This is a genomic window from Alicyclobacillus sp. ALC3 (assembly GCF_028751195.1).
In the GTDB taxonomy this organism is placed as follows: domain Bacteria; phylum Bacillota; class Bacilli; order Alicyclobacillales; family Alicyclobacillaceae; genus Alicyclobacillus_L.
The window spans coordinates 2,074,596-2,096,390 of sequence record NZ_CP066784.1; the positions used below are offsets into that span (position 1 = coordinate 2,074,596).

General features: G+C 56.4%; 39 protein-coding genes. 1 reads left to right on the forward strand and 38 read right to left on the reverse strand.

Annotated elements, in window-relative coordinates:
• Nucleotides 1-163 precede the first annotated feature (163 nt).
• Nucleotides 164-850 (forward strand): spore germination lipoprotein GerD, encoded by a 687-nt coding sequence (gerD, locus tag JC200_RS09785; protein WP_274436071.1) that lies wholly within the window; start codon nt 164-166, stop codon nt 848-850.
• Between the two features lie 154 nt (nt 851-1,004).
• Here the strand turns inward: gerD and JC200_RS09790 are convergent, their stop codons facing one another.
• From JC200_RS09790 to tuf, 38 genes are all read right to left on the reverse strand, one after another.
• Complete coding sequence (locus JC200_RS09790) at nt 1,005-2,087, reverse strand: Mrp/NBP35 family ATP-binding protein (protein ID WP_274436072.1); 1,083 nt, start codon at nt 2,085-2,087, stop codon at nt 1,005-1,007.
• A gap of 89 nt (nt 2,088-2,176) precedes the next feature.
• Nucleotides 2,177-2,632, reverse strand: coding sequence for a hypothetical protein (locus JC200_RS09795; RefSeq protein ID WP_274436073.1), 456 nt, complete (start codon nt 2,630-2,632; stop codon nt 2,177-2,179).
• A 13-nt stretch (nt 2,633-2,645) separates the two neighbouring features.
• On the reverse strand, nt 2,646-3,443 hold the full coding sequence (locus JC200_RS09800) for an N-acetylmuramoyl-L-alanine amidase family protein (protein ID WP_274436074.1): 798 nt from the start codon (nt 3,441-3,443) through the stop codon (nt 2,646-2,648).
• Nucleotides 3,444-3,536: 93 nt separating this feature from the next.
• A complete protein-coding gene (rpsI, locus tag JC200_RS09805; protein ID WP_274436075.1) occupies nt 3,537-3,929 on the reverse strand; it encodes a 30S ribosomal protein S9 in 393 nt (130 codons plus the stop codon).
• 20 nt (nt 3,930-3,949) lie between these two features.
• On the reverse strand, nt 3,950-4,390 hold the full coding sequence (rplM, locus tag JC200_RS09810; protein ID WP_274436076.1) for a 50S ribosomal protein L13: 441 nt from the start codon (nt 4,388-4,390) through the stop codon (nt 3,950-3,952).
• Between the two features lie 52 nt (nt 4,391-4,442).
• On the reverse strand, nt 4,443-5,198 hold the full coding sequence (gene truA / locus JC200_RS09815) for a tRNA pseudouridine(38-40) synthase TruA (protein WP_274436077.1): 756 nt from the start codon (nt 5,196-5,198) through the stop codon (nt 4,443-4,445).
• A gap of 38 nt (nt 5,199-5,236) precedes the next feature.
• Nucleotides 5,237-5,599 (reverse strand): 50S ribosomal protein L17, encoded by a 363-nt coding sequence (gene rplQ / locus JC200_RS09820; RefSeq protein ID WP_274436078.1) that lies wholly within the window; start codon nt 5,597-5,599, stop codon nt 5,237-5,239.
• Nucleotides 5,600-5,658: 59 nt separating this feature from the next.
• On the reverse strand, nt 5,659-6,597 hold the full coding sequence (locus tag JC200_RS09825; protein ID WP_274436079.1) for a DNA-directed RNA polymerase subunit alpha: 939 nt from the start codon (nt 6,595-6,597) through the stop codon (nt 5,659-5,661).
• A gap of 54 nt (nt 6,598-6,651) precedes the next feature.
• Complete coding sequence (gene rpsD / locus JC200_RS09830; RefSeq protein ID WP_274436080.1) at nt 6,652-7,278, reverse strand: 30S ribosomal protein S4; 627 nt, start codon at nt 7,276-7,278, stop codon at nt 6,652-6,654.
• Between the two features lie 114 nt (nt 7,279-7,392).
• Complete coding sequence (gene rpsK / locus JC200_RS09835; RefSeq protein WP_274436081.1) at nt 7,393-7,800, reverse strand: 30S ribosomal protein S11; 408 nt, start codon at nt 7,798-7,800, stop codon at nt 7,393-7,395.
• 15 nt (nt 7,801-7,815) lie between these two features.
• Nucleotides 7,816-8,184, reverse strand: a complete 369-nt coding sequence (gene rpsM, locus JC200_RS09840; RefSeq protein ID WP_274436082.1) for a 30S ribosomal protein S13 — start codon at nt 8,182-8,184, stop codon at nt 7,816-7,818.
• A 141-nt stretch (nt 8,185-8,325) separates the two neighbouring features.
• Nucleotides 8,326-8,439, reverse strand: coding sequence for a 50S ribosomal protein L36 (gene rpmJ, locus JC200_RS09845; RefSeq protein ID WP_029421856.1), 114 nt, complete (start codon nt 8,437-8,439; stop codon nt 8,326-8,328).
• 59 nt (nt 8,440-8,498) lie between these two features.
• Nucleotides 8,499-8,717 carry a translation initiation factor IF-1 gene (infA, locus tag JC200_RS09850; protein WP_021296639.1) on the reverse strand — a complete coding sequence of 73 codons (219 nt, stop codon included), beginning with the start codon at nt 8,715-8,717 and terminating at the stop codon, nt 8,499-8,501.
• Complete coding sequence (locus JC200_RS09855) at nt 8,704-9,036, reverse strand: KOW domain-containing RNA-binding protein (protein WP_274436083.1); 333 nt, start codon at nt 9,034-9,036, stop codon at nt 8,704-8,706. Before JC200_RS09855 ends, infA begins: the two co-directional genes overlap by 14 nt.
• 6 nt (nt 9,037-9,042) lie before the next feature.
• On the reverse strand, nt 9,043-9,702 hold the full coding sequence (locus tag JC200_RS09860; RefSeq protein ID WP_274436084.1) for an adenylate kinase: 660 nt from the start codon (nt 9,700-9,702) through the stop codon (nt 9,043-9,045).
• A gap of 27 nt (nt 9,703-9,729) precedes the next feature.
• A complete protein-coding gene (gene secY / locus JC200_RS09865; RefSeq protein ID WP_274436085.1) occupies nt 9,730-11,010 on the reverse strand; it encodes a preprotein translocase subunit SecY in 1,281 nt (426 codons plus the stop codon).
• Between the two features lies 1 nt (nt 11,011).
• Nucleotides 11,012-11,455: a 50S ribosomal protein L15 gene (gene rplO, locus JC200_RS09870; protein ID WP_274436086.1), complete on the reverse strand. Its 444-nt coding sequence runs from the start codon at nt 11,453-11,455 to the stop codon at nt 11,012-11,014.
• 19 nt (nt 11,456-11,474) lie between these two features.
• A complete protein-coding gene (rpmD, locus tag JC200_RS09875; protein WP_274436087.1) occupies nt 11,475-11,666 on the reverse strand; it encodes a 50S ribosomal protein L30 in 192 nt (63 codons plus the stop codon).
• An 11-nt stretch (nt 11,667-11,677) separates the two neighbouring features.
• The gene (gene rpsE / locus JC200_RS09880; RefSeq protein WP_274436088.1) at nt 11,678-12,175 is read right to left on the reverse strand and encodes a 30S ribosomal protein S5; all 498 of its coding nucleotides are present in this window, start codon (nt 12,173-12,175) and stop codon (nt 11,678-11,680) included.
• 20 nt (nt 12,176-12,195) lie between these two features.
• Nucleotides 12,196-12,564, reverse strand: coding sequence for a 50S ribosomal protein L18 (gene rplR, locus JC200_RS09885; RefSeq protein ID WP_274436089.1), 369 nt, complete (start codon nt 12,562-12,564; stop codon nt 12,196-12,198).
• A gap of 52 nt (nt 12,565-12,616) precedes the next feature.
• Nucleotides 12,617-13,156 carry a 50S ribosomal protein L6 gene (gene rplF, locus JC200_RS09890; RefSeq protein WP_274436090.1) on the reverse strand — a complete coding sequence of 180 codons (540 nt, stop codon included), beginning with the start codon at nt 13,154-13,156 and terminating at the stop codon, nt 12,617-12,619.
• Nucleotides 13,157-13,183: 27 nt separating this feature from the next.
• Nucleotides 13,184-13,582: a 30S ribosomal protein S8 gene (rpsH, locus tag JC200_RS09895; protein ID WP_274436091.1), complete on the reverse strand. Its 399-nt coding sequence runs from the start codon at nt 13,580-13,582 to the stop codon at nt 13,184-13,186.
• Nucleotides 13,583-13,612: 30 nt separating this feature from the next.
• Nucleotides 13,613-13,798 (reverse strand): type Z 30S ribosomal protein S14, encoded by a 186-nt coding sequence (locus JC200_RS09900; RefSeq protein WP_274436092.1) that lies wholly within the window; start codon nt 13,796-13,798, stop codon nt 13,613-13,615.
• A gap of 28 nt (nt 13,799-13,826) precedes the next feature.
• Complete coding sequence (gene rplE, locus JC200_RS09905; RefSeq protein ID WP_274436093.1) at nt 13,827-14,369, reverse strand: 50S ribosomal protein L5; 543 nt, start codon at nt 14,367-14,369, stop codon at nt 13,827-13,829.
• Between the two features lie 22 nt (nt 14,370-14,391).
• Nucleotides 14,392-14,715, reverse strand: coding sequence for a 50S ribosomal protein L24 (gene rplX / locus JC200_RS09910; protein WP_274436094.1), 324 nt, complete (start codon nt 14,713-14,715; stop codon nt 14,392-14,394).
• 26 nt (nt 14,716-14,741) lie between these two features.
• On the reverse strand, nt 14,742-15,110 hold the full coding sequence (rplN, locus tag JC200_RS09915; protein WP_274436095.1) for a 50S ribosomal protein L14: 369 nt from the start codon (nt 15,108-15,110) through the stop codon (nt 14,742-14,744).
• Nucleotides 15,111-15,138: 28 nt separating this feature from the next.
• Nucleotides 15,139-15,399 carry a 30S ribosomal protein S17 gene (rpsQ, locus tag JC200_RS09920; protein WP_274436096.1) on the reverse strand — a complete coding sequence of 87 codons (261 nt, stop codon included), beginning with the start codon at nt 15,397-15,399 and terminating at the stop codon, nt 15,139-15,141.
• Between the two features lie 21 nt (nt 15,400-15,420).
• Nucleotides 15,421-15,618 carry a 50S ribosomal protein L29 gene (gene rpmC / locus JC200_RS09925; protein WP_274436097.1) on the reverse strand — a complete coding sequence of 66 codons (198 nt, stop codon included), beginning with the start codon at nt 15,616-15,618 and terminating at the stop codon, nt 15,421-15,423.
• Nucleotides 15,608-16,042, reverse strand: a complete 435-nt coding sequence (gene rplP / locus JC200_RS09930; RefSeq protein WP_274436098.1) for a 50S ribosomal protein L16 — start codon at nt 16,040-16,042, stop codon at nt 15,608-15,610. The genes rpmC and rplP overlap by 11 nt, the downstream gene beginning before the upstream one ends.
• 3 nt (nt 16,043-16,045) lie before the next feature.
• On the reverse strand, nt 16,046-16,711 hold the full coding sequence (rpsC, locus tag JC200_RS09935) for a 30S ribosomal protein S3 (RefSeq protein WP_274436099.1): 666 nt from the start codon (nt 16,709-16,711) through the stop codon (nt 16,046-16,048).
• Between the two features lie 6 nt (nt 16,712-16,717).
• Complete coding sequence (gene rplV, locus JC200_RS09940) at nt 16,718-17,068, reverse strand: 50S ribosomal protein L22 (RefSeq protein ID WP_274436100.1); 351 nt, start codon at nt 17,066-17,068, stop codon at nt 16,718-16,720.
• Between the two features lie 27 nt (nt 17,069-17,095).
• Nucleotides 17,096-17,377, reverse strand: coding sequence for a 30S ribosomal protein S19 (gene rpsS, locus JC200_RS09945; RefSeq protein WP_274436101.1), 282 nt, complete (start codon nt 17,375-17,377; stop codon nt 17,096-17,098).
• Nucleotides 17,378-17,446: 69 nt separating this feature from the next.
• A complete protein-coding gene (gene rplB / locus JC200_RS09950) occupies nt 17,447-18,277 on the reverse strand; it encodes a 50S ribosomal protein L2 (protein WP_274436102.1) in 831 nt (276 codons plus the stop codon).
• A 79-nt stretch (nt 18,278-18,356) separates the two neighbouring features.
• Nucleotides 18,357-18,647 (reverse strand): 50S ribosomal protein L23, encoded by a 291-nt coding sequence (rplW, locus tag JC200_RS09955; RefSeq protein ID WP_274436515.1) that lies wholly within the window; start codon nt 18,645-18,647, stop codon nt 18,357-18,359.
• Nucleotides 18,644-19,264: a 50S ribosomal protein L4 gene (rplD, locus tag JC200_RS09960; RefSeq protein ID WP_274436103.1), complete on the reverse strand. Its 621-nt coding sequence runs from the start codon at nt 19,262-19,264 to the stop codon at nt 18,644-18,646. The genes rplW and rplD overlap by 4 nt, the downstream gene beginning before the upstream one ends.
• A 21-nt stretch (nt 19,265-19,285) precedes the next feature.
• Nucleotides 19,286-19,912 carry a 50S ribosomal protein L3 gene (rplC, locus tag JC200_RS09965; protein ID WP_274436104.1) on the reverse strand — a complete coding sequence of 209 codons (627 nt, stop codon included), beginning with the start codon at nt 19,910-19,912 and terminating at the stop codon, nt 19,286-19,288.
• A 108-nt stretch (nt 19,913-20,020) separates the two neighbouring features.
• Complete coding sequence (gene rpsJ / locus JC200_RS09970) at nt 20,021-20,329, reverse strand: 30S ribosomal protein S10 (RefSeq protein ID WP_274436105.1); 309 nt, start codon at nt 20,327-20,329, stop codon at nt 20,021-20,023.
• Between the two features lie 261 nt (nt 20,330-20,590).
• Nucleotides 20,591-21,778 carry an elongation factor Tu gene (gene tuf / locus JC200_RS09975; RefSeq protein WP_274436106.1) on the reverse strand — a complete coding sequence of 396 codons (1,188 nt, stop codon included), beginning with the start codon at nt 21,776-21,778 and terminating at the stop codon, nt 20,591-20,593.
• Between the last annotated feature and the right edge of the window lie 17 nt (nt 21,779-21,795).

A 21,795-nucleotide genomic window follows, 5' to 3' on the forward strand; every position in this document is an offset into this window, starting at 1 on the left:
CACGTCACAGTCCCACCCGGCTGCCGCATTCATGTATACGTTGACATGCCTCTCATCATACAGCACGGGGTCGGCCCTCTCAACGAACTCAGCTCGCATAAGGCCCCGTGCTGTTACACATACTGAGCGAAAGAATCAATGGATACAGGCAGGAGGACCAGAAGTGAAACTTCGAGTCAAAGCGTGGGCGACCCTTTGCCTCTCGCTACTCTTAACCGTTGGGTGTGGGACTGGAAACATGGGAACAGCTGCGGACGCCAGCAGCGCCGGACAGCAGGACTACGGGACAACCAAGCAAATGGTGGTCGACATCCTTCATTCACCGGAGGGCAAGTCTGCGGTTGAGGAGATTCTTAAGGATCCGTCTGTTAAGAGCCAGATTATTGTCTCCAACACGGACATCGCCAAAGCAGTCGAAAAGTCTTTGCAAACCAAGCAGAACCAGTCTTTTCTTGCTCAGCAAGCGAAAGACCCCGAGTTCGCTGCAGCGTTGTCCAAAGCTGTCCAGCCTGAGCTGACGGCCACGATTAAACAGCTGATGAAGGACCCGGAGTATCAAAAGGAAATGCTTGCACTGATGCAGTCTCCCGAGTTTACGACATACCTGCAAACCATGATGAAGAGTCCGCAATATCGCGGACAAGTCATGCAGATCATGACCGACGCGTTGCAGACGCCGAGTTTCCGCATCCAGTTTGAGGACGCTTTGAAAGGCGCAGTTGCACAGTCGATGAAAGCTGCAGGCGGGCAGTCCCAGGGACAAAGCTCTGGCAGTGGTAGCTCGAGTTCAGGCGGTACAAGCAGTGGCAACGAGAGTGGCGGAGGTAGCGGTGGTGGCGGGCAGTCGTAAGACCGAGCGTGAACGACGAGGGTGTCGTCCTCCACGGTGTGTTGGTCTTACACGTGCGAAAAATGTCGCCGCAACGGTGAGTTCCCGCTGACAGCGACATTTTCAACGTCAACCGAAACCAGCATACTGACACTGGTGCCGGACACACTTGTGTTCACATCGCAGCTGGTGCCTTGACGCCGAGACGGTCCATCACCTGTACGGCAAGTTTCGCAAATACCGCCGCTTGCTCGGAGCCTTCCTCAAACAAAGAAGAGTTCTGAGTGTCCATGTTCGCAAGCGGAATTTGCGCCAACAGGTCGGTGCGCAGTTCCTTCGCAACGCGCTCGCCTCCGCCGCGACCAAACAGGTACGTGCGTTCGCCGCAATGTTCGCAAGTGAGGTATGACATGTTTTCGACAACACCCAGTACCTCATGATTTGTCCGGACACCCATGACGCCTGCGCGAACTGCTACATCGGAAGCAGCTGTCTGGGGAGTCGTCACAATGACTTCCTTGCTCTTCGGCAACAGTTGATGAACATCCATCGCGACGTCGCCCGTGCCAGGCGGCAGGTCTAGCAAAATTATGTCCATGTCTCCCCAGTGAACCTCACCGAAGAAGTTACGCAACATCTTTCCGAGCATAGGCCCGCGCCACACAACTGGATTGCCATCTGGAACAAAGAAATGCATGGAAATCAGCTTTACCCCATGTGCTTCAATTGGCAGAATCAGCTCGTCGATCACGGTTGGGCGCGCTGCTTTCACGCCAAAAATGCCAGGAATACTGAAGCCGTAAATGTCTGCATCAATGATGCCCACGCGCAGCCCTAGCTTCGCAAGCGCAACCCCGAGGTTTGCGGTTACGGTTGACTTACCAACTCCACCCTTACCCGAAGCAATCGCCACAAATGCGACGCCGTTCTCCGGTTCCAGAAGCTTCGGCACTGCCTGGCTCTGCCCTTCTGGTTTTCCCCTCAGTTTTTCTGTGAATCGGGCACGTTGCTCGTCGTTCATGTGGCCAATCACGACGTCCACCTCGGCTACACCAGGCAAGGAGAGCAGGCGTTCGCGGACAGCGTTCTCAATCGTTGTGTGCAGGGGACAACCCGTGATTGTCAGAAGGATTTCAACGCGAACCCGGGACTCTTCCACTGATATCTCCTGGACCATCTCAAGTTCAACAATACTTCTATGAATCTCCGGGTCTTCAACGTCCCGAAGGGCTTGGAGTACTTCGTCTCGTGTCACCAACGGTATGTCCCTCCCTTTTGGCATTCCGCATCTCAGTGTACAACAGTGAGGCTCGGTTGCCAAACAGTCAGCGAGGCACACTGGCAGCATTACCGAATCGTCAACGCCTCGTACACAGCGTGGTTGCCTTGACGCCACACAACGGTGACTTTTTGCGGCAGCGCTTCCCCCAGCTCGAACCAGGCGCTTTGCCCCGCAAGTACTGTGACTGGCGGCATGGCAACCTGGCCATGCTGAGGAAATGGCGTTGGCAGAGCGTTTCCCGACCAGACAATTGGCAGTGGTTCATTGCTCCAACTGTAAATCTCTAAATAGGATAAGGGGCGTTTCGACACATCTTTCAGTCGATACAGCGGGCGATTGTTCCACGTTGAATGGGTGGCCACCACTGTCAGGGGCAGGTTCGACGTATTGGCGTGAACCGTGATTCCACGAATCGCGTCCTGACCAGTAGGGGCCGCGCGCTGATGAGTCCACCAGACAGCGAGAATTCCAACGCAAGCAACGGCAACCCACAACGGTCCCCGCGTTTTTCGCCTTCCCATCGTTTCACTTCCTTCAGGGTAAAGCAGCCGTAGGTTCATCTTTCGAGTTCTCAACCTGTCCAAAGTACTCGACCACCGACTTATACATGACAAACGCTACTCGCTGCCGGTACGCAGGTGTCTGCATGGCCGCAGATTCTTGTGGGTTCGTCATGAAACCAATTTCCGCTAGTACAGCGGGACCCTCGATACGCCTAAGCAAGTAGAGTGTGCTAGTGTCGTCAATCGTTCGCTTTGTCGGCAGCAGGTACGCTCTGAAGTTCTCTTGCATCACTGTCGCAAGCGCTTTGGCTTCCTCGTTGCCATCGCGGTAGATGACGTGAGCACCTCGCCATGTCGGTGACGGGGAGCCGTTACAGTGAATGCTGATAAATACGTCTGGTCTCTTCTCCTTGGTGTATACCGTCCTAGCCCTCAGCGAAGCGTGCTGTCTATGCCCAAGGTCGGATGGTTGGGTCAGGTCGGTGTCTGTGTCGCGTGTCAGGTACACTTGCGCGCCCGATTGACGCAGAAGGGCTGCTAAGTCATTCGCTACAGCCAGTGTCGTATCTTTCTCTTTTCTTCCATCGGCCGATTCAGCGCCACCATCACGCCCGCCATGACCGGCATCGATCACGATGCGCTTGCCGACGAGACCCGGTTCCGTGCTCGCTTGTGCTGACGGACTAAACAGCGTGATTCCGCTGAGGCACGCAGCGGTTGCGAACGACGCAGCTATGATTCGGCGCGACTTCCGTCGAATTAGCGCAAGATTGGTCAATCCGTCACGTCCTTTGTCACGGCCGCCATAGACGGCCTTCTGGTTGTCCAAAACCCTTCCCGGTACAGTGTACGCAAAACGCAAAAAAGAGATGCCATTGGCATCTCTTCGATTGGACAAATCGATTGTCCGGCAACGATGTAATTAGCGCTTCGAGAACTGCGGAGCACGGCGAGCGCCTTTCAAGCCGTACTTCTTACGTTCCTTCATACGTGCGTCACGAGTCAGCAAGCCCGCCTTCTTCAAGGTTGGCCGCAGGTTCGCATCGACACGGAGCAACGCCCGGGCGATGCCGTGGCGAACAGCGCCTGCTTGACCGGAGGTGCCGCCACCGTAGACGTTTGCGTACACGTCGTAGCGACTGGCCGTCTCCGTCAACAGGAGCGGTTGCTTTACGATCAACTTCAACGTTTCCAGCGGGAAGTAGTCGCCAAACTCACGGTTGTTGATCACGACCTTGCCGTCACCCGGCAACAGTCGTACACGCGCTACTGCATTTTTACGCCGACCTGTACCCCAGTACTGAAGTTGTGCCAAGAGCAGTACCCTCCTTTCGATTAGTTTGTGGAGACCTCGAGCTTCTCAGGTTGCTGCGCCGCGTGCGGGTGTTCCGGACCGGCATAGAGCTTCAACTTGGTCAGCTGCGCCGCTCCAAGCGTGTTGTGTGGGAGCATACCTTTCACAGCCGCATACAGAATCCGCTCCGGATGTGTGTTTAACACTTCGCGAGCGGTAATTTCCTTTAGTCCACCCGGGTGACCGGAGTGACGACGGTACAGTTTGGTATCCATCTTATTAGATGAGAACACGACCTTATCAACATTGACGACGACGACGAAATCGCCAGTGTCAACGTGCGGCGTGAACTCAGGCTTGTGCTTTCCGCGCAGAATCGCAGCGATCTGCGTGGCGAGACGGCCAACGCGCTGGTTCTGTGCGTCGATCACGTACCACTTCCGCTCGACTGCGCCCGGCTTCGCCATATACGTTGTACGCATGCGGTTCTTCCCTCCTACAGTTGAAATATTCTATCGCACGGTGCCCAGCCAGTCAAGCATGGGCGTGAAACTCAGCGTCGTAATAAACTTCCCAGAGGCTCAGCCCTTCTGGTGGTGCGGTGCGCCCGGCCGCTGTTCGGTCTCTGGCCTCAAGAATACTTGGCACACGGTCAGCATCCATCTTGCCGAGCCCTACATCGACCAGGGTACCTGTAATGATGCGCACCATGTTCTGCAGAAATCCGCTGCCAGTGCACGTGATGAGCAAGTACGAACCACGCGGCTCGACGCTCAGCCGATGCACCGTTCGGACTTTGTTTTCCACCGGCGTCGCTGCCGCGCAGAAGCTCGTGAAGTCATGTTCCCCAACCAGGTAGGCCGCGCCTTGGCGCATCCGCTCCAGGCTAACCTTGACTGGCAAATGCCACGAGTAACGACGGGTAAAGATATCAGGCTCCGTGGCCGTCTGTATCGTGTAGCAGTAAGTCTTTGCTACAGCTGAGAAGCGCGCGTGGAACGTATCAGGTACCGTCGTAACGTCGCGGACCAACAGATCACGCGGCAGAATGCGCTGGAAGATGGCCGGGTACCGTTCCGGTGGCGGCCCGACGGACTGTTCCCAGTGCACCACTTGACCCTCTGCGTGTACACCCGCGTCCGTCCTACCCGATCCGAAGACTTCGATTCGCGAACCGGTCAGTCCCGACAGCTTCTCTTCCAGGACACCCTGCACGGTGCGTAGTCCACGCTGACGTGCAAATCCGTGGAAGTCTGTTCCGTCGTACGCGACGGTTGCCCGCATCTTCACGACTTTCACCGCCCGTCCAAACGCCAATCCCGCTCGGCTTAGACCAGTTCGAGCAGAACCATCGGAGCTGCGTCACCGCGGCGGGGTCCAAGCTTCAGAATGCGCGTGTAGCCGCCGTTGCGCTCAGCAAAGCGCGGTGCGATCTCCGCGAACAGTTTTTGAATCACGTCTTGCTTGTTGTCTTCGTCGACCGGTTCCGGGCGAACGAAGGCAGCTACTTGACGGCGCGCGTGCAGGTCGCCGCGCTTCGCGAGCGTGATCATCTTATCGGCTACTTTGCGAATCTCCTTCGCTTTCGCCTCGGTCGTCTCAATTCGTCCGTATTGAAACAAGTCGGTCACCAAGCTGCGGAACAGCGCCTTACGCGCAGCCGAGGTGCGGCCGAGTTTGCGGTATGACACGACGTTACCCTCCCTCACAAAGTCGTTCTCTCTCGCCGACCGCGTCACCGCGGCGGCAGTTAGTCTTCTTCGCGCAGCGACAATCCGAGTGCGGAGAGCTTTTCGAGCACTTCCTCGAGCGACTTGCGTCCAAGGTTGCGCACCTTCATCATCTCGTCCTCAGTCTTGCCACACAGTTCTGCTACAGTGTTGATGCCAGCACGCTTCAGACAATTGTACGAGCGCACCGACAAGTCGAGTTCTTCGATCGGCATATCCATCGCGCGGTCAGACAGTGACTCCTCTTTCTCAACCATGATGTCAGCGTCCTGACCGCGGTCCGTCAAACCCACGAACAACATCAAGTGCTCCGTGAGAATCTTGGCGCCGATGCTAACCGACTCCTGGGGCGCGATGCTGCCATCGGTCCAGACCTCCAGGGTCAGCTTGTCGTAGTCCGTGACTTGCCCGACACGCGTGTTCTCGACCGTATAATTCACGCGCGTGATTGGAGAATAGATGGAGTCGATTGGAACGAGCCCAATCTCCTGTTCTTCGAGCTTATTCTTGTCCGCCGACACATAGCCACGCCCACGCCCGGCACGCAGTTCAGCGTACAAATGCGCCCCATCCGTCAGGGTAGCAATGTGCAGGTCAGGGTTGACAATATCCACGTCCGAGTCGGCGCGAATGTCGCCTGCGGTCACAGCGCCAGCTTGATTGGCGTCGATAATGAGGACCTTCTCCTCGTCGGAGTGAATCTTGAGCGAGAGCCGCTTCAGGTTGAGGATGAGCTGGGTCGTATCTTCCACAACGCCCGGGATAGTGGAGAACTCGTGCAAGACTCCCTCAATCTTCACCGAGCGCACAGCGGCTCCCGGAATAGACGACAACAGGATTCGGCGCAGCGAGTTCCCAAGCGTGGTGCCGTACCCGCGCTCCAGCGGCTCTACGACAAATTTGCCGTAGTTCCCACTGTGTTCCGCCACCTCAATTTTCGGCTTCTCAATTTCGATCATCCATAACCCTCCTCCTCGACCTAAGCCCCGGCATGAACGGACGCCTGGCGATGATTACCGTGAATAGTGCTCGATAATCATCTGCTCGGCTACCGGCGTGTCGATCTCTCCACGTTCCGGCAGGCGGGTTACCTTGCCGCTGAAACTCGCCACATCAAGTTCCAGCCAAGGCGCGATGGTCTTGGACTCAGCTGCTTCCATCAAGTCTTTGATGCGGTCGACCGATCGACTTTTCTCCCTAATCACGATAACGTCCCCTACCTTGGTCAGGTACGAGGGAATGTCTACGCGATGTCCGTTGACGTCAAAGTGTCCATGGCGCACCAACTGACGTGCTTCTTTGCGTGATGCAGCAAAGCCGAGTCGGTACACGACGTTGTCCAGTCGGCTCTCAAGCAACCGCAACAGGTTTTCGCCTGTGACACCCTGTCTGCGTGCAGCTTCTTCATAGTAGCCTTCAAACTGCTTCTCAAGCACACCGTAGTAGCGACGCGCCTTCTGTTTCTCTCGCAACTGCAATCCATATTCTGAGCTCCGTCGGCGGCCTTGCCCATGTTGTCCGGGCGGCGTTGGGCGGCGGTCAATCGCGCACTTCTCGCTGAAACACCGCTCGCCTTTCAGGTACAGCTTGATGCCTTCCCGACGGCAGAGACGGCACACTGGTCCGGTATATCTTGCCATTCTAGTGTTGACACCTCCAATTCGATCTATACCCAAGCAGAAGACAGTCTTCTTCTGCCGCTTTTAGAGATTCCCACTCGTGCGCCTTGCACCCGACTTGCGCACCGCCAGACGTCAGACGCGGCGGCGCTTCGGTGGACGGCAGCCATTGTGCGGAATTGGCGTCACGTCGCGGATGCCCGTCACTTCGAGACCAGCGGCCTGCAGTGAACGGATGGCAGCTTCGCGACCTGCACCAGGTCCCTTAACGCTTACTTCTACCTGTTTCATGCCATGCTCCATTGCGGTGCGCGCGGCGGTCTCTGCTGCCATCTGGGCAGCAAACGGCGTGCTCTTGCGCGATCCTTTGAAGCCGACGTTGCCCGAGCTAGACCACGACACTACATTGCCGGTCGCGTCGGTGATGCTGACAAGTGTGTTGTTGAACGTCGAGCGAATGTGCGCGACGCCAACTTCGATATTTTTACGGTCACGCCGCTTAGTGCGAGTTGCGGCTGCACCTTTGCGCTGTGTCTTCGGCATTCGTGATCCTCCTTATTACTTCTTCTTGCCAGCTACTGTCCGGCGCGGACCTTTACGCGTGCGGGCGTTAGTCTTTGTGCGTTGTCCACGGACAGGCAGGCCGCGACGGTGACGATAACCGCGGTACGAACCGATTTCTACGAGCCGTTTGATGTGCAGAGCAATTTCTCTGCGCAGGTCGCCTTCGACCTTCAATGTCTTGTCAATGACGTCACGCAGTTGAATTACCTGTTCTTCGCTCAAGTCCTTCACGCGAACGTCTGGGTTAATGCCAGCCTGTTTCAGCACCTGGTTCGCGGTGGTGCGACCAATCCCGAAAATATAGGTCAGGGCGATTTCCACCCGTTTGTCTCGCGGCAAGTCTACGCCTGCGATACGTGCCATGCGCTTCGTCCACCTCCGAAAAGATATCATCTATTCAAACACGGTGCAGACCCCTTGCGGGCAGCCGCGCTGCAGACCGCGATTGACGGAACTAAACCGGCCGGACGGCCGGACTTCCTGCACCAACAGAATCCGGCAGGATTACCCTTGGCGCTGCTTGTGCTTCGGGTTTTCGCAAATGATCATGACCGTACCCTTGCGGCGAATGACCTTGCACTTTTCGCACATCGGTTTGACAGACGGTCGAACTTTCACTTTGCACCCTCCTCATCCGGTATATCATAGCGAATCTGACGACAAACAGCCAGTCTCAACTATTTGTACCGGTACGTAATTCTACCACGGCTCAGGTCATATGGGGACAACTCTACCGTCACCCGGTCGCCTGGCAGGATTTTGATGTAGTGCATCCGAATCTTGCCGGAGACATGCGCCAAAATTTTGTGGCCGTTTTCTAGCTCGACGCGAAACATCGCGTTCGGTAGAGGTTCAATCACTTTTCCCTCGACTTCGATCACGTCATCCTTCGCCACGCTCTACCCCCTCCTCCTCTTGCGCTTCCATGCGCTGTGGATGTTCTGCCAAGAATCGCCGAACTGCGTACCGCAGATTTGCGTTTGTGACTCGGCCCCCACCCGCGACGATCTGCGCCACTTCATCCGCCACCATGGGCATCGTGCGGATGTGCAGGACGTTCTTCTTCTTCGGGCTGTCGACCTTACGCTTGTCGCCGTCGGCAATCTGAACGAACCGGCTTGGTTCGTGACCGACGACCACGGCGTATAAACCGCGGTCACGCCCGCGAACGACTTCTACGATACGCCCGATTTCTGGCAGCGCGGGAGTTTTCAATCCCTGTCACCTCGACCTGGACTGCAAGCGATCAAGTTCGCGCTTGATCTCGTCGTATACACTGTCAATCTCCTGTTCCCCGTCCACCTGTCGCAGAAGACCGCGCTCCTGGTAGTAATCGACAAGCGGTTCCGTCTGGGCGTATTGTTGCAGTCTCGTCGCGACCTTCTCTGCAGTGTCGTCGGTCCGCTGATATAGCTCCCCGTCGCATACATCACAGCGGCCTGCTCGCAGAGGCGGCTGAAAAACGAGGTGGTACGTAGCGCCACAGGACTTACACAGTCTGCGTCCGGTCAATCGCGCGAGCAAAACCTCCTCTTGTACGTGGATGTACAGTACGCAGTCGAGTGGTTTAGCGAGTGCCTTCAACATTCCATCTAGCGCTTGCGCCTGCGGCAGCGTGCGCGGAAAACCGTCGAGCACGAAACCGAGGGCAGCGTCCGGCTCTAGCAGACGTTCACGCACAATGCCGATCGTCAACTCGTCTGGAACAAGGCGACCGCTCTCCAAGTAGCTCTGGGCCTCGCGTCCGAGCGGTGTCTGTGCAGCGATTGCCGCCCGGAACATGTCACCTGTCGAGATGTGCGGGATGCCGTAGTCCGCATGGATTCGGCTCGCCTGTGTGCCTTTGCCAGCGCCCGGCAATCCGAGCATCATCACTTGCATGACTGGTTCCCCCTTCGAGAGCGGTTGCTAGCGAATAAACCCGCGATAGTGACGCTGCAGCATCTGCCCTTCCATTTGTTGCATCGTCTGCAGCGCAACACCGACGATAATCAAGAGCGACGTGCCGCCGAAGTACACATTCTGTAGGTTCATGCCGGACAATAGCAGGAACGGTAGAACCGAAATTACGCCGAGGAACAGTGAGCCGAACACCGTGATGCGGTTGACGACACGAACGATGTAGTCTTCCGTGTCCTTACCAGGACGGATGCCAGGAATGTAGCCGGCGTTCTTCTGGAGCTGCTCAGCCATCTGCTGGGGGTTCAACTGCACGTGCGTATAGAAGAACGTGAACAGAATGATGAGCACAATCTCAGCTGCGATAAACCACGGCGAATTTGGGTACAAATACCGCTCAATCGCCTGCGCCCACGTGTACTTCGTGAAGTACGAGGCAATTGTGGAAGGCAGAATTAGCAGCGACATCGCGAAAATCACCGGTATCACACCGGCGGCATTCACCTTCAGTGGAATGTGCGTCTGCTGCCCGCTGTACACCGTACGGCCGACGACGCGTTTCGCGTATTGAACAGGAATCTTCCGCTCCGCCTGCTGCACAAACACAATCATGACGAAAATCACGACAATGCCAGCGAAGAGCAGTAGCACCTTGAGGATGTTCAGGAACAAGCTCCCCGGGTGAGCAGTAAACCAGTTGGCCGCGATTTCCTGGCCAATCTGCCCAAATTGCGAAATGATGTTGGTGAAGATAATGATGGAGATGCCGTTGCCGACGCCCTTCTCCGTAATCATTTCACCAAACCACATCAACAGCGTATCGCCAGCCGTCAGCGCCACGACGACGACGGCGTACGACCACAAGGTATTGGAGTACAGAAGTCCGCTGCGCGTGAATTCGTACGTAAGCCCTGCGGCCTGCAACAGACCGAGTACGACGGTCAGGTAACGGGTGACCTGCGTGATCTTCTGACGCCCGGACTCTCCCTCTTTCTGCCACTCTTCAAACCGGGGCACAACCCCATATTGGAGCAGCTGCATGATGATTGACGCCGTGATGTACGGCGTAACACTCATGGCAAAGATGGAGAAACGGTAGAACGCGCCGCCTGAGAACATGTTCATCAGGTTGAAGAAGGCGTTGTTTTGCGTACCTGACAGAGCCGCGGTGTTCATGCCCGGCACCGGGAAGTACGTGCCAATCCGGTACAGGGCAATCACCATCAGCGTAAACAGAATACGTCCCCGCAGATGCTTCAGTCGCCAGAGGTTGGCGATCGTCTGCCACACCTTATATCACCTCAGCCGTGCCACCTGCCGCTTCAATCTTCTGCTTCGCGGCTTCTGAAAAAGCGTGTGCGCGAACCGTCAACTTAACTGTCAAGTCGCCCCGTGCAAGGACTTTCAGACCGTCCTCCAGCGACCGGATGATCCGCTGTTCAAGCAACAATTCTGGTGTGACAACGGTGCCTTCCGCCAACTCGTTCAACCGTTCAAGATTGACCGTGACGTAGTGTTTCGCGAACGGAGCGTTCGTAAATCCACGTTTCGGCAGGCGACGGAACAACGGCGTCTGTCCACCTTCAAAGCCCGGGCGGACTCCGCCGCCAGAGCGGGCCCATTGACCCTTATGACCGCGCGTCGATGTCTTACCCATGCCAGAACTCGTGCCGCGACCCACACGTTTGCGGGTCTGTCGCGATCCAGGTGCCGGGCGAAGTTCGTGCAGCTGCATACCTGCCACCTCCTTGTACTTAGGCTTCCTCGACGGTGTTCACTTCGACGAGGTGCGAGATTCGACCCACCATACCGCGAATCGTCGGCGTATCCTCTTTCACAACGGTCTGCTGCAACTTCCGCAGTCCAAGAGCAAGCGCCGTCTTGCGTTGATTTTCGGGACGACCGATGGGGCTTTTCTTCAGCGTAATCGCCAATTTACCGGCCACGGTTTTCCCTCCTATCCGAGAATTTCTTCAACGCTCTTGCCGCGCAGGCGAGCAACTTCTTCTGCGCGCTTCAACTGCTTGAGCGCATCAAGCGTTGCGTGCACCATGTTGATCGGATTTGCTGAACCGAGCGACTTGGTCACGATGTCTTTGATTCCAGCTGCTTCGAGCACAGCGCGCACTGGTCCACCGGCGATCACGCCGCTGCCTTCCGGAGCCGGCTTAATCAACACCCGGCCAGCACCGAAGTGTCCGAGCGCTTCGTGCGGGATGGACGTCTTCTTTTGTGGTACGTGGATGAGGCTCTTTTTCGCGTCCTCGATACCCTTGCGAATCGCGTCCGGGACCTCAGCGGCTTTGCCAAGGCCTGCGCCTACGTAGCCATTGCCGTCGCCGACGACGACCAACGCTGAAAAGGAGAAGCGACGTCCGCCTTTAACCACCTTCGACACGCGGTTGACCGAGACGACTTTTTCCGACAGTTCGAGTTGATTCGGATCGATGAGCACGTGTACACCTTCCTTTCCGGTTAGAATTGTAAGCCGCCTTCACGCGCTGCGTCCGCAAGCGCCTGTACGCGTCCGTGGTACAGGTAACCACCACGATCGAAGACAACGGCTGTCAAACCTTTGTCGATGGCGCGCTTTGCGACCAAAGCGCCAACCTTCTTCGCAGCTTCCACTGTCCCACCATTTTGCACATCGCTTTTCAACTCGGGGTCGAGTGTCGATGCGCTCACGAGCGTCGTACCATTCACGTCGTTAATGACCTGCGCGTAAATGTGTTTGTTCGAACGGTACACATTCAGACGCGGACGAACTTCCGTGCCGGTGATCCGTTTGCGAACCCGCAGGTGGCGGTGCTTACGCGCGCGGTTACGGTCATCCTTCGTAATCATGCAGAGTTCCTCCTTCCAGAGCCAGGCTTGTGCAGGTTACAGCAGTTGCGCATTACTTCTTACCAGTCTTACCGACCTTGCGACGGACACGCTCGCCTTCGTAGCGGACGCCCTTGCCCTTATACGGCTCTGGTCTGCGAATGTCGCGCACTTTCGCCGCGTACGCCCCCACCAGTTCCTTGTCAATGCCGCGCACAACCAACTTCGTTGCCACAGGAACTTCGACCTCGATACCTTCGACAGCTGGCAACTCAACTGGGTGTGAGAACCCGAGAGACAACGTCACTTTGTCGCCGTTTTTCGCCGCGCGATAACCGACGCCGACGAGGTCAAGGTTTTTTGTAAAGCCGTTCGTCACGCCTTCGACCATGTTCGCCACGACGCTGCGCGTGGTGCCGTGCAGGCTTCGGTGCAACTTCTCGTCACTTGGGCGTTCCACGAGAATCTCACTCTCACCAACAACCAGCTTCATATCCGGGTGAATGCGACGGGTCAAAGTTCCTTTCGGACCCTTCACCGTCACTTCTGTTCCGGCTATTTCCACGTTGACACCGGACGGAATTACGACCGGCTTTCTTCCGATTCTGGACATCGTTACACCCCCATTCGTAGACCGGGATTACCAGATGAAGCAGAGAACTTCTCCGCCCACATTCAACTTGCGCGCTTCCTTATCTGTCATAATGCCACGTGAAGTGGACAGGATGGCAGTACCGAGTCCGCCCAGGACGCGCGGAATGTTGTCGTGCGCCGCGTACACGCGCAGGCCGGGCTTGCTAATGCGCTTGAGCCCTGTGATGACACGTTCTTGGCCCTTGCCGTACTTCATAAAGACGCGAATCGTGCCTTGCTTGTCGTCCGCGATAAATTCAGCATCGCGAATGTAGCCCTCGCGCTTCAAAATCTCTGCAATGGACCGCTTAATATTGGAACCCGGAATCTCCAGCTTCTCATGGCCAACCATGTTGGCATTGCGGATCCGAGTCAGCATGTCTGCAATGGGATCAGTCATAACCACCGTCAAAGAACCCCCTTTCAAGCAAGCAGATTACCAGCTAGCCTTCTTCACGCCGGGCAGCTGGCCCTTATACGCCAGTTCGCGAAAGCAGATTCGGCAGATGCCGAATTTGCGCAGTACCGAGTGCGGTCGTCCGCAGATTCGGCAACGCGTGTAGGCCTGCGTGCTGAACTTCGGCTTCCGCTGGGCTTTCACGACCATGGATGTCTTCGCCATGTCTTCGTCCTCCCACGGATTAAAATTTTTAGGCCTGGCGGAACGGCATGCCAAACGTTGTCAAGAGCGACCGTGCTTCTTCATCCGAATTTGCCGTCGTGACGACGACAACTTCGAGACCACGCACCTTGTCGACCTTGTCGTAGTCAATTTCCGGGAAAATCAGTTGCTCACGCAGACCGAGCGTATAGTTACCGCGACCGTCAAACGCCTTCGGTGACACGCCACGGAAGTCGCGCACACGCGGCAACGCGACGTTCATCAACTTGTCGAGAAACTCATACATCCGCTCGCCGCGCAGGGTTACCTTCACTCCAATTGGCATCCCCTGCCTGACGCGGAACTGTGCGATTGACTTTTTCGCGCGGGTGACCACTGGCTTTTGACCGACAATCAACGTCAAGTCCGCGAGTGCGCTGTCAATCACCTTCGGGTTCTGCGTCGCTTCACCGAGACCCATGTTGATTACGACCTTTTCAACTCGCGGGACCTGCATCACGGACTTGTATGAGAACTTGCTCATCATTTCCTTCACGATGGAGGTCTCGTACTTCTCACGTAACCGACTCACCGAAACTCCTCCTGTCACCTGGCTACTCGTCGATCGTTTCGCCAGACTTTTTGGCGTAGCGTACCTTTGTCCCGTCTTCGAGCACCTTCATGCCGACCCGAGTCGGTTTGCCGCTCTGCGGGTCAGCGAGCGCTACGTTCGAAACGTGAATCGGCGCCTCTTTCTCAATCACGCCGCCTTCCGGACTCACCGCGTTCGGCTTCGTGTGGCGCTTCACCACATTGACCCCTTCGACCACGACACGCGAGGCTTTCGGGTCTACCAACAGCACGCGGCCGGACTTGTTCTTGTCCTTACCGGCGATCACGACGACTTTGTCGCCCTTTTTCACGTGAAGTTTTGTCACTGCAAGCACCTCCTGGCCCCCTGGTCTTAAAGAACTTCCGGCGCCAGGGAGATAATTTTCATGAACTCGTGCTCGCGCAGTTCGCGGGCCACTGGACCAAAGATGCGCGTGCCGCGCGGGCTCTTGTCATCGCGGATGATGACAGCTGCATTTTCGTCGAACCGGATGTACGACCCGTCTGTGCGCCGCACACCGCGCTTGCTGCGGACGATGACAGCTTTCACGACATCGCCTTTCTTGACAACGCCTCCGGGTGTTGCACTCTTCACGGAAGCGACAATGACGTCGCCGATATTGGCAGTCTTACGGTTTGAACCGCCCAGTACGCGGAAGCACATGATTTCCTTGGCGCCTGTGTTGTCCGCCACCGCAAGTCTCGTCTGTGGTTGAATCATCGCGCTGCCTCCCTTCGCGAAGCCGCTGTTAGATCACGACGGCCTTCTTGACAATCTCGAGTAACCGCCAGCACTTGTCCTTGCTCAGCGGGCGTGTCTCCATGATCCGCACGGTATCGCCAATATTTGCCTGGTTCGTTTCATCGTGGGCCTTAAACTTGGTCGTCCGACGCATGGTCTTGCCGTACAACGGGTGTTTAATATACTCCTCAACGGCTACGACAATCGTCTTGTCCATCTTGTCACTGACGACTCTGCCGACCCGTACTTTGCGGTAGTTGCGTTCCATCCCTGTCAACCTCCTCTCGGATTAGCTGATGCCGATCTCGCGCGCCCGAAGAACTGTCTTTGCGCGGGCGATGTCTTTGCGAACCTGGCCAATACGCATCGGGTTCTCCAGTTGCCCCGTCGCGAGTTGGAACCGGAGGTTGAACAGTTCATCCTTGAGCTGGTCGATGCGGCTTTCAATCTCTTCGTTTGATAACTCCCGAAGTTCGTTAGCTTTCATCCGCCTCACCACCCACTTCGTCACGGACTACAAACTTCGTCTTGATCGGAAGTTTGTGTGCGGCCAATCGCATTGCTTCGCGCGCTGTCTCTTCCGAAACACCGGCGAGTTCGAATAGAATGCGGCCAGGTTTCACGACCGCTACCCACTTCTCTGGAGAACCTTTACCGCTACCCATCCGGGTTTCGGCAGGCTTCTGGGTGACAGGCTTACTCGGGAAGATTTTAATCCACACTTTACCGCCACGGCGGATGTAACGAGTCATAGCAATACGTGCGGCTTCAATCTGTCGGTTCGTAACCCAGGCGGGTTCAAGCGCCTGCAGGCCAAACTCTCCGAAGGTCACCTCGTTGCCGCCTTTGGACTGCCCTGTCATCCGGCCGCGGTGTTCTTTGCGGTGTTTGACACGCTTTGGCATCAACATGGTTTAGTTACCTCCTTCTTCGACGCCTTTCCGGGCCCGCTGTGGCAGGATTTCACCCCGGTAAATCCAGACCTTCACGCCGATCCGTCCGTACGTGGTGTGCGCCTCAGAAAGCGCGTAATCAATGTCAGCCCGCAACGTGTGCAGAGGCACTGTGCCCTCAGAGTAGCCTTCGGTACGAGCAATTTCAGCACCGCCGAGGCGACCTGACACTTGGACACGAATTCCCTTTGCACCATTGCGCATCGAGCGCTGAATCGCCTGCTTCATGGCGCGGCGAAAAGACACACGGCGTGCGAGCTGTCCCGCAATATTATCGGCGACCAGCTTCGCGGACAAGTCCGGTGATTTAATCTCAGAAATCGAGATGTGCACCCGCTTGCCAGTCAGTGCATTTAACTCGTTGCGAAGGGCGTCAACTTCCGTACCGCCCTTACCGATGACCATGCCAGGTTTCGCGGTGTGAATCGTGACATTAATGCGCGTCGCTGCACGGTCAATGTCGACGGACGCAACCGCAGCGTCCTTCAATCGACGGAACACATAATTGCGGATCCGTAGGTCCTCATGCAACAAGTCCTGGTAATCCTTCTTGTTCGCAAACCATCTGGATTCCCAGTCCCGAATGATCCCAATACGCAGACCAACTGGATTGACCTTTTGCCCCATTCGCCGTTATCCCTCCCTTTTCTCGGCGACCACCACAGTGATGTGGCTCGTGCGCTTGAAGATGCTGTACGCCCGTCCCTGTGCACGGGGGTGGAAACGTTTCAACGTCGGTCCTTGATCGACGAATACTTCTTTGACGATCAGGTTGTCAACGTCTAAGTTGTGGTTGTTTTCCGCATTCGCCATCGCAGAGCGCAAAACTTTCTCCACGACAGGTGACGCGCCTCGCGGCGTGAATTTCAGAATGGCCAAGGCCTCACCGACCCGTTTCCCACGAATCAGGTCTACCACCAGACGCACCTTACGCGGCGCGATGCGGATGTACTTGGCCACGGCACGCACTTGTGTCGCTTCCATGCTAAGTTCCTCCTTCCGGCCCATGGCCTAGCGCGATCTCGAAGCCCGTTCGTCACCAGCATGGCCTTTAAACGTCCGAGTAGGTGCAAACTCACCCAGCTTGTGACCAACCATGTCTTCACTGACATAAACCGGCACATGCTTACGGCCGTCGTGTACGCCGAACGTGTGTCCCACAAACTGTGGGAAAATCGTCGAGCGACGCGACCACGTTTTGATGACCCGCTTTTCGCCGCTGGCGCTCATGGCTTCGACTTTCTTCATCAGGTAATCGTCAACAAACGGCCCCTTTTTCAAAGAGCGTCCCATGTTCGAGTCCTCCTTTCTTGAGCCGGAGCGAGCTAACTCGCTCAGCCCCATGCCCAAACTGCCACCGAATTACTTCTTGCGCCGCCGGACAATGTACTTGTCGGTCGGGTGATTTTTCTTCCGCGTCTTCTTGCCGAGGGTCGGTTTGCCCCACGGCGACATTGGCGACTTGCGGCCTACAGGCGCGCGACCTTCACCACCGCCGTGCGGGTGGTCGACCGGGTTCATGACAACACCGCGGACCGTCGGGCGCTTACCCATCCAGCGCGAGCGTCCAGCCTTACCGACGTTGATGTTCTCGTGATCCAAGTTACCGACTTCACCGATGGTTGCGCGGCACTCCACACGCACCAGGCGAACTTCCCCGGACGCAAGGCGAAGTGTCGCATATTCGCCTTCGCGGGCCATCAACTGAGCAGAGCCACCTGCGGAACGAGCGATCTGACCGCCCTTCCCGGGCTTCATCTCGATGTTGTGCACTACGGTACCAACCGGAATGTTCGCCAGCGGTAAGGCGTTGCCAGGCCGAATGTCCGCTCCCGGACCGGACACCACCGTGTCGCCGACCTTCAGGCCGTTGACCGCGATGATGTAACGCTTCTCGCCGTCAGCGTAGTGAAGCAGCATAATGCGCGCTGAACGGTTCGGGTCATATTCGACCGTTGCTACTTTGGCCGGAATACCATCTTTATCCCGCTTGAAATCGATAATGCGGTACTGACGCTTGTGTCCGCCACCCTGGTGGCGAACCGTGATCTTGCCTTGGTGGTTACGTCCAGCCCGCTTCTTCAGCGGCGCTAGAAGCGACTTCTCAGGCTGATCGGTGGTCAGCTCTTCGAAAGTCGATACAGACATAAATCGCCGTCCCGGTGAAGTTGGGCGATGTTTTTTGATGCCCACCGACAGAACCTCCCTTTCCTCGTCCGAGTGAAACTCGGACCGTCATGACGCAACGAACAGAACATTGCTGCGCCTTGGTTTATGCCTCGCCGAAGATCTCAATCGACTTGGAGTCCGGCGCCAGCTTCACGATCGCTTTTTTCCACTCCGACGTATAGCCCACATTGTTACCCACGCGCTTCTTTTTCGCCGGCACAATCATCGTGTTAACCTTCTCAACCTTCACGTCGAACATCTTCTCAACAGCTTGACGAATTTCCGTCTTGTTCGCCCGTCGGTCAACCTCAAACACATACTGGTTATTGTCCATCAGTCCTGTAGACTTCTCGGTGACAACCGGACGCTTAATCAAATCCCGCGGATCCATCAGGCGAACACCTCCTGCACTTTCGCGATGGCGTCCTGTGTCAGGACCAGCGTCTCGTAGCGCAGCAGGTCGTACACATTCACACCGTTTGCCGCGACGTATTTAATCCCCTGCAGATTGCGGGCAGAGCGGCTTGCAGCCTCTACAACCTCTGCATCGACAATCAACGCTTTCCCGAGCTCAAAACGCTTCAGTAACGCTGCAACATGCTTGGTTTTGGCTTCCGGCAGGTCAAGCTTGTCAAGCACAACAACGCGTCCATCATCGACCTTGGACGACAGGGCGCTGTACAGAGCTGCTCGACGCACCTTGCGCGGAACGCTAAATTTGTGAGACCGAGGCGTTGGCCCAAAGACCACACCGCCACCCTTCCACTGCGGTGAACGGGTGCTACCTTGGCGAGCGCGCCCCGTTCCTTTCTGACGCCACGGTTTGCGACCGCCGCCGCGCACTTCGGAACGCCCCTTGGTATCGTGGGTTCCCTGGCGCTGTCCAGCGAGGTACATACGGACCACTTGATGCATCAAGTCCGGACGAACCGGCGCCGCGAACAGACGCTCGTCGAGCTCCACTTCACCGACTTGCTCTTTATTCACGTTGTACACTGGGACTTTCGGCATGTGCTTGCCCTCCTTTCTTCGTTACTTCGCTTTCTTTGCAGACCGAACGGTCACAAATGAGTTTTTCGGTCCAGGAATTGCTCCCTTGATGAGCAGCAGATTGCGGTCGGCATCTACACGCACTACGACCAGGTTCTGCACCGTCGTACGCTCGCCGCCCATCCGGCCTGCCATCGTCTGTCCTTTGAAAACACGGTTCGGCGCAACCGCACCGAGCGAGCCTACACCGCGGTGATATTTCGAGCCGTGAGCCATCGGACCACGCGCTTGGTTGTGACGTTTCACTGGACCCGCGTAACCCTTACCTTTGGACGTCCCAATCACATCAACAACTTCGCCCTCCGCAAACACATCAGCACGCAGTTGTTGACCGATTTCATACGTTCCAAGGTCCACTCCACGAAACTCGCGCACAAAGCGTTTGGCGGCAGTGTCCGCCTTTTTCGCGTGACCCTGTTCCGCCTTGGTTGCGCGGTTCGGCTTCTTATCGGCAAAACCAACCTGAATGGCTTCATAGCCATCGACCGCTACGTCCTTCTTCTGCAAGACGACGCAAGGGCCAGCTTCGATCACAGTAACCGGAATGACTGTTCCGTCTTCCGAGAACACCTGTGTCATCCCGAGCTTCCGCCCCAAGATGCCCTTCATAAACGCACCTCCCAGCACTCCAAACGAGTTCTAGCGCCTGCTCTCCGCGTCACACCGGCCTTCTTGTAGCAACGGCACCACGCATGTCGCAAGGCGTTTCCAAACAGATTACAACTTGATTTCAATGTCGACACCAGACGGCAGGTCGAGCCGCATCAGCGAATCTACTGTCTGTGGTGTTGGATTCAAAATGTCAATCAGACGCTTATGCGTCCGCATCTCGAATTGCTCCCGCGAATCCTTGTACTTGTGCGGGGCACGCAAAATGGTGTATACCGTGCGCTCCGTTGGTAACGGAATGGGCCCAGCAACGCCAGCACCCGAACGACGGGCGGTGTCCACAATCTTCTCTGAGGATTGATCGAGGATTTGGTGATCGTAAGCCTTGAGTCGAATCCGAATCTTCTGCTTCGCCATATGTTTTCCCTCCTTTGTCGCCCAATGATTTGGACATACTCCGCAGAAATTCCCCTCAGTGGTGCCCCATATGGCAGTGGACACATGAGCAACCTTCTGCCTCATCGCTGTCAGAGACCAACATTCGAAATTATACTAGACGCGCGCCTCGAAAACAAGCGTAAATTCGACTTTTACCCACTTAATCAAAAGAGTCGTCCACAGCAGTTGACCTGCCGGGACGACTCCCAATGACATTCAAACTACAAAGCTGTGTCTCACTTACTTCGAGATGTTGCTGACGACGCCGGCGCCGACCGTGCGGCCGCCTTCGCGAATGGCGAAGCGCGTGCCTTCCTCTAGGGCGATCGAAGCAATGAGCTCAACATCCATCGTGATGTTGTCGCCAGGCATGACCATCTCGGTCCCTTCCGGCAACTGGCAAACGCCAGTGACGTCGGTCGTGCGGAAGTAGAACTGTGGGCGATAGCCGTTGAAGAACGGAGTATGACGTCCGCCTTCTTCCTTCGTCAAGACGTAAACCTCGGCCTTGAAGTTGGTGTGCGGCTTGATGGAGCCCGGTTTGCAAATGACCTGCCCACGTTCGATGTCCTTGCGCTCTACGCCGCGCAGCAGTGCACCGATGTTGTCACCGGCCTGTGCGGAGTCGAGGAGTTTGCGGAACATCTCAATCCCCGTTGCAACCGTCTTGCGGTTCGCTTCCTGTAGACCGACGATCTCAACTTCGTCACCGACCTTCAGCGAGCCACGTTCCACACGACCAGTTGCGACGGTACCGCGGCCGGTAATGGTGAAGACGTCCTCAACAGGCATCAGGAACGGTTTGTCGACGTCGCGTTCTGGCGTCGGGATGTAGCTGTCGACAGCGTCCATCAACTCGTCGATAGCCTTCAGGTAGTTGGCATCGCCTTCGAGTGCCCTCAACGCGGACCCGCGAATAACCGGGATGTCGTCGCCAGGGAACTCATACTCAGCCAGCAGTTCACGCACTTCCATCTCGACGAGTTCCAGCAACTCTTCGTCGTCGACCATGTCGCACTTGTTCAGGAACACAACAATGTACGGAACGCCAACCTGACGGGCGAGCAGGATGTGCTCACGGGTCTGAGGCATTGGGCCGTCAGCGGCGGAGACAACCAGAATGGCGCCGTCCATCTGTGCAGCTCCGGTAATCATGTTCTTTACGTAGTCGGCGTGGCCCGGGCAGTCGACGTGCGCATAGTGACGGTTTTCCGTCTCGTATTCCACGTGCGCTGTATTAATCGTAATACCACGCTCGCGCTCTTCCGGAGCCTTGTCGATCTCGTCGTATTTCTGTGCTTGGGACAGACCCTTAGACGCCTGGTGCGTGGTAATGGCAGCCGTCAGTGTAGTTTTGCCATGGTCGACGTGACCAATCGTGCCGACGTTGACGTGCGGTTTGCTACGGTCAAATTTTGCTTTTCCCATGAATTGTCAACTCCTTT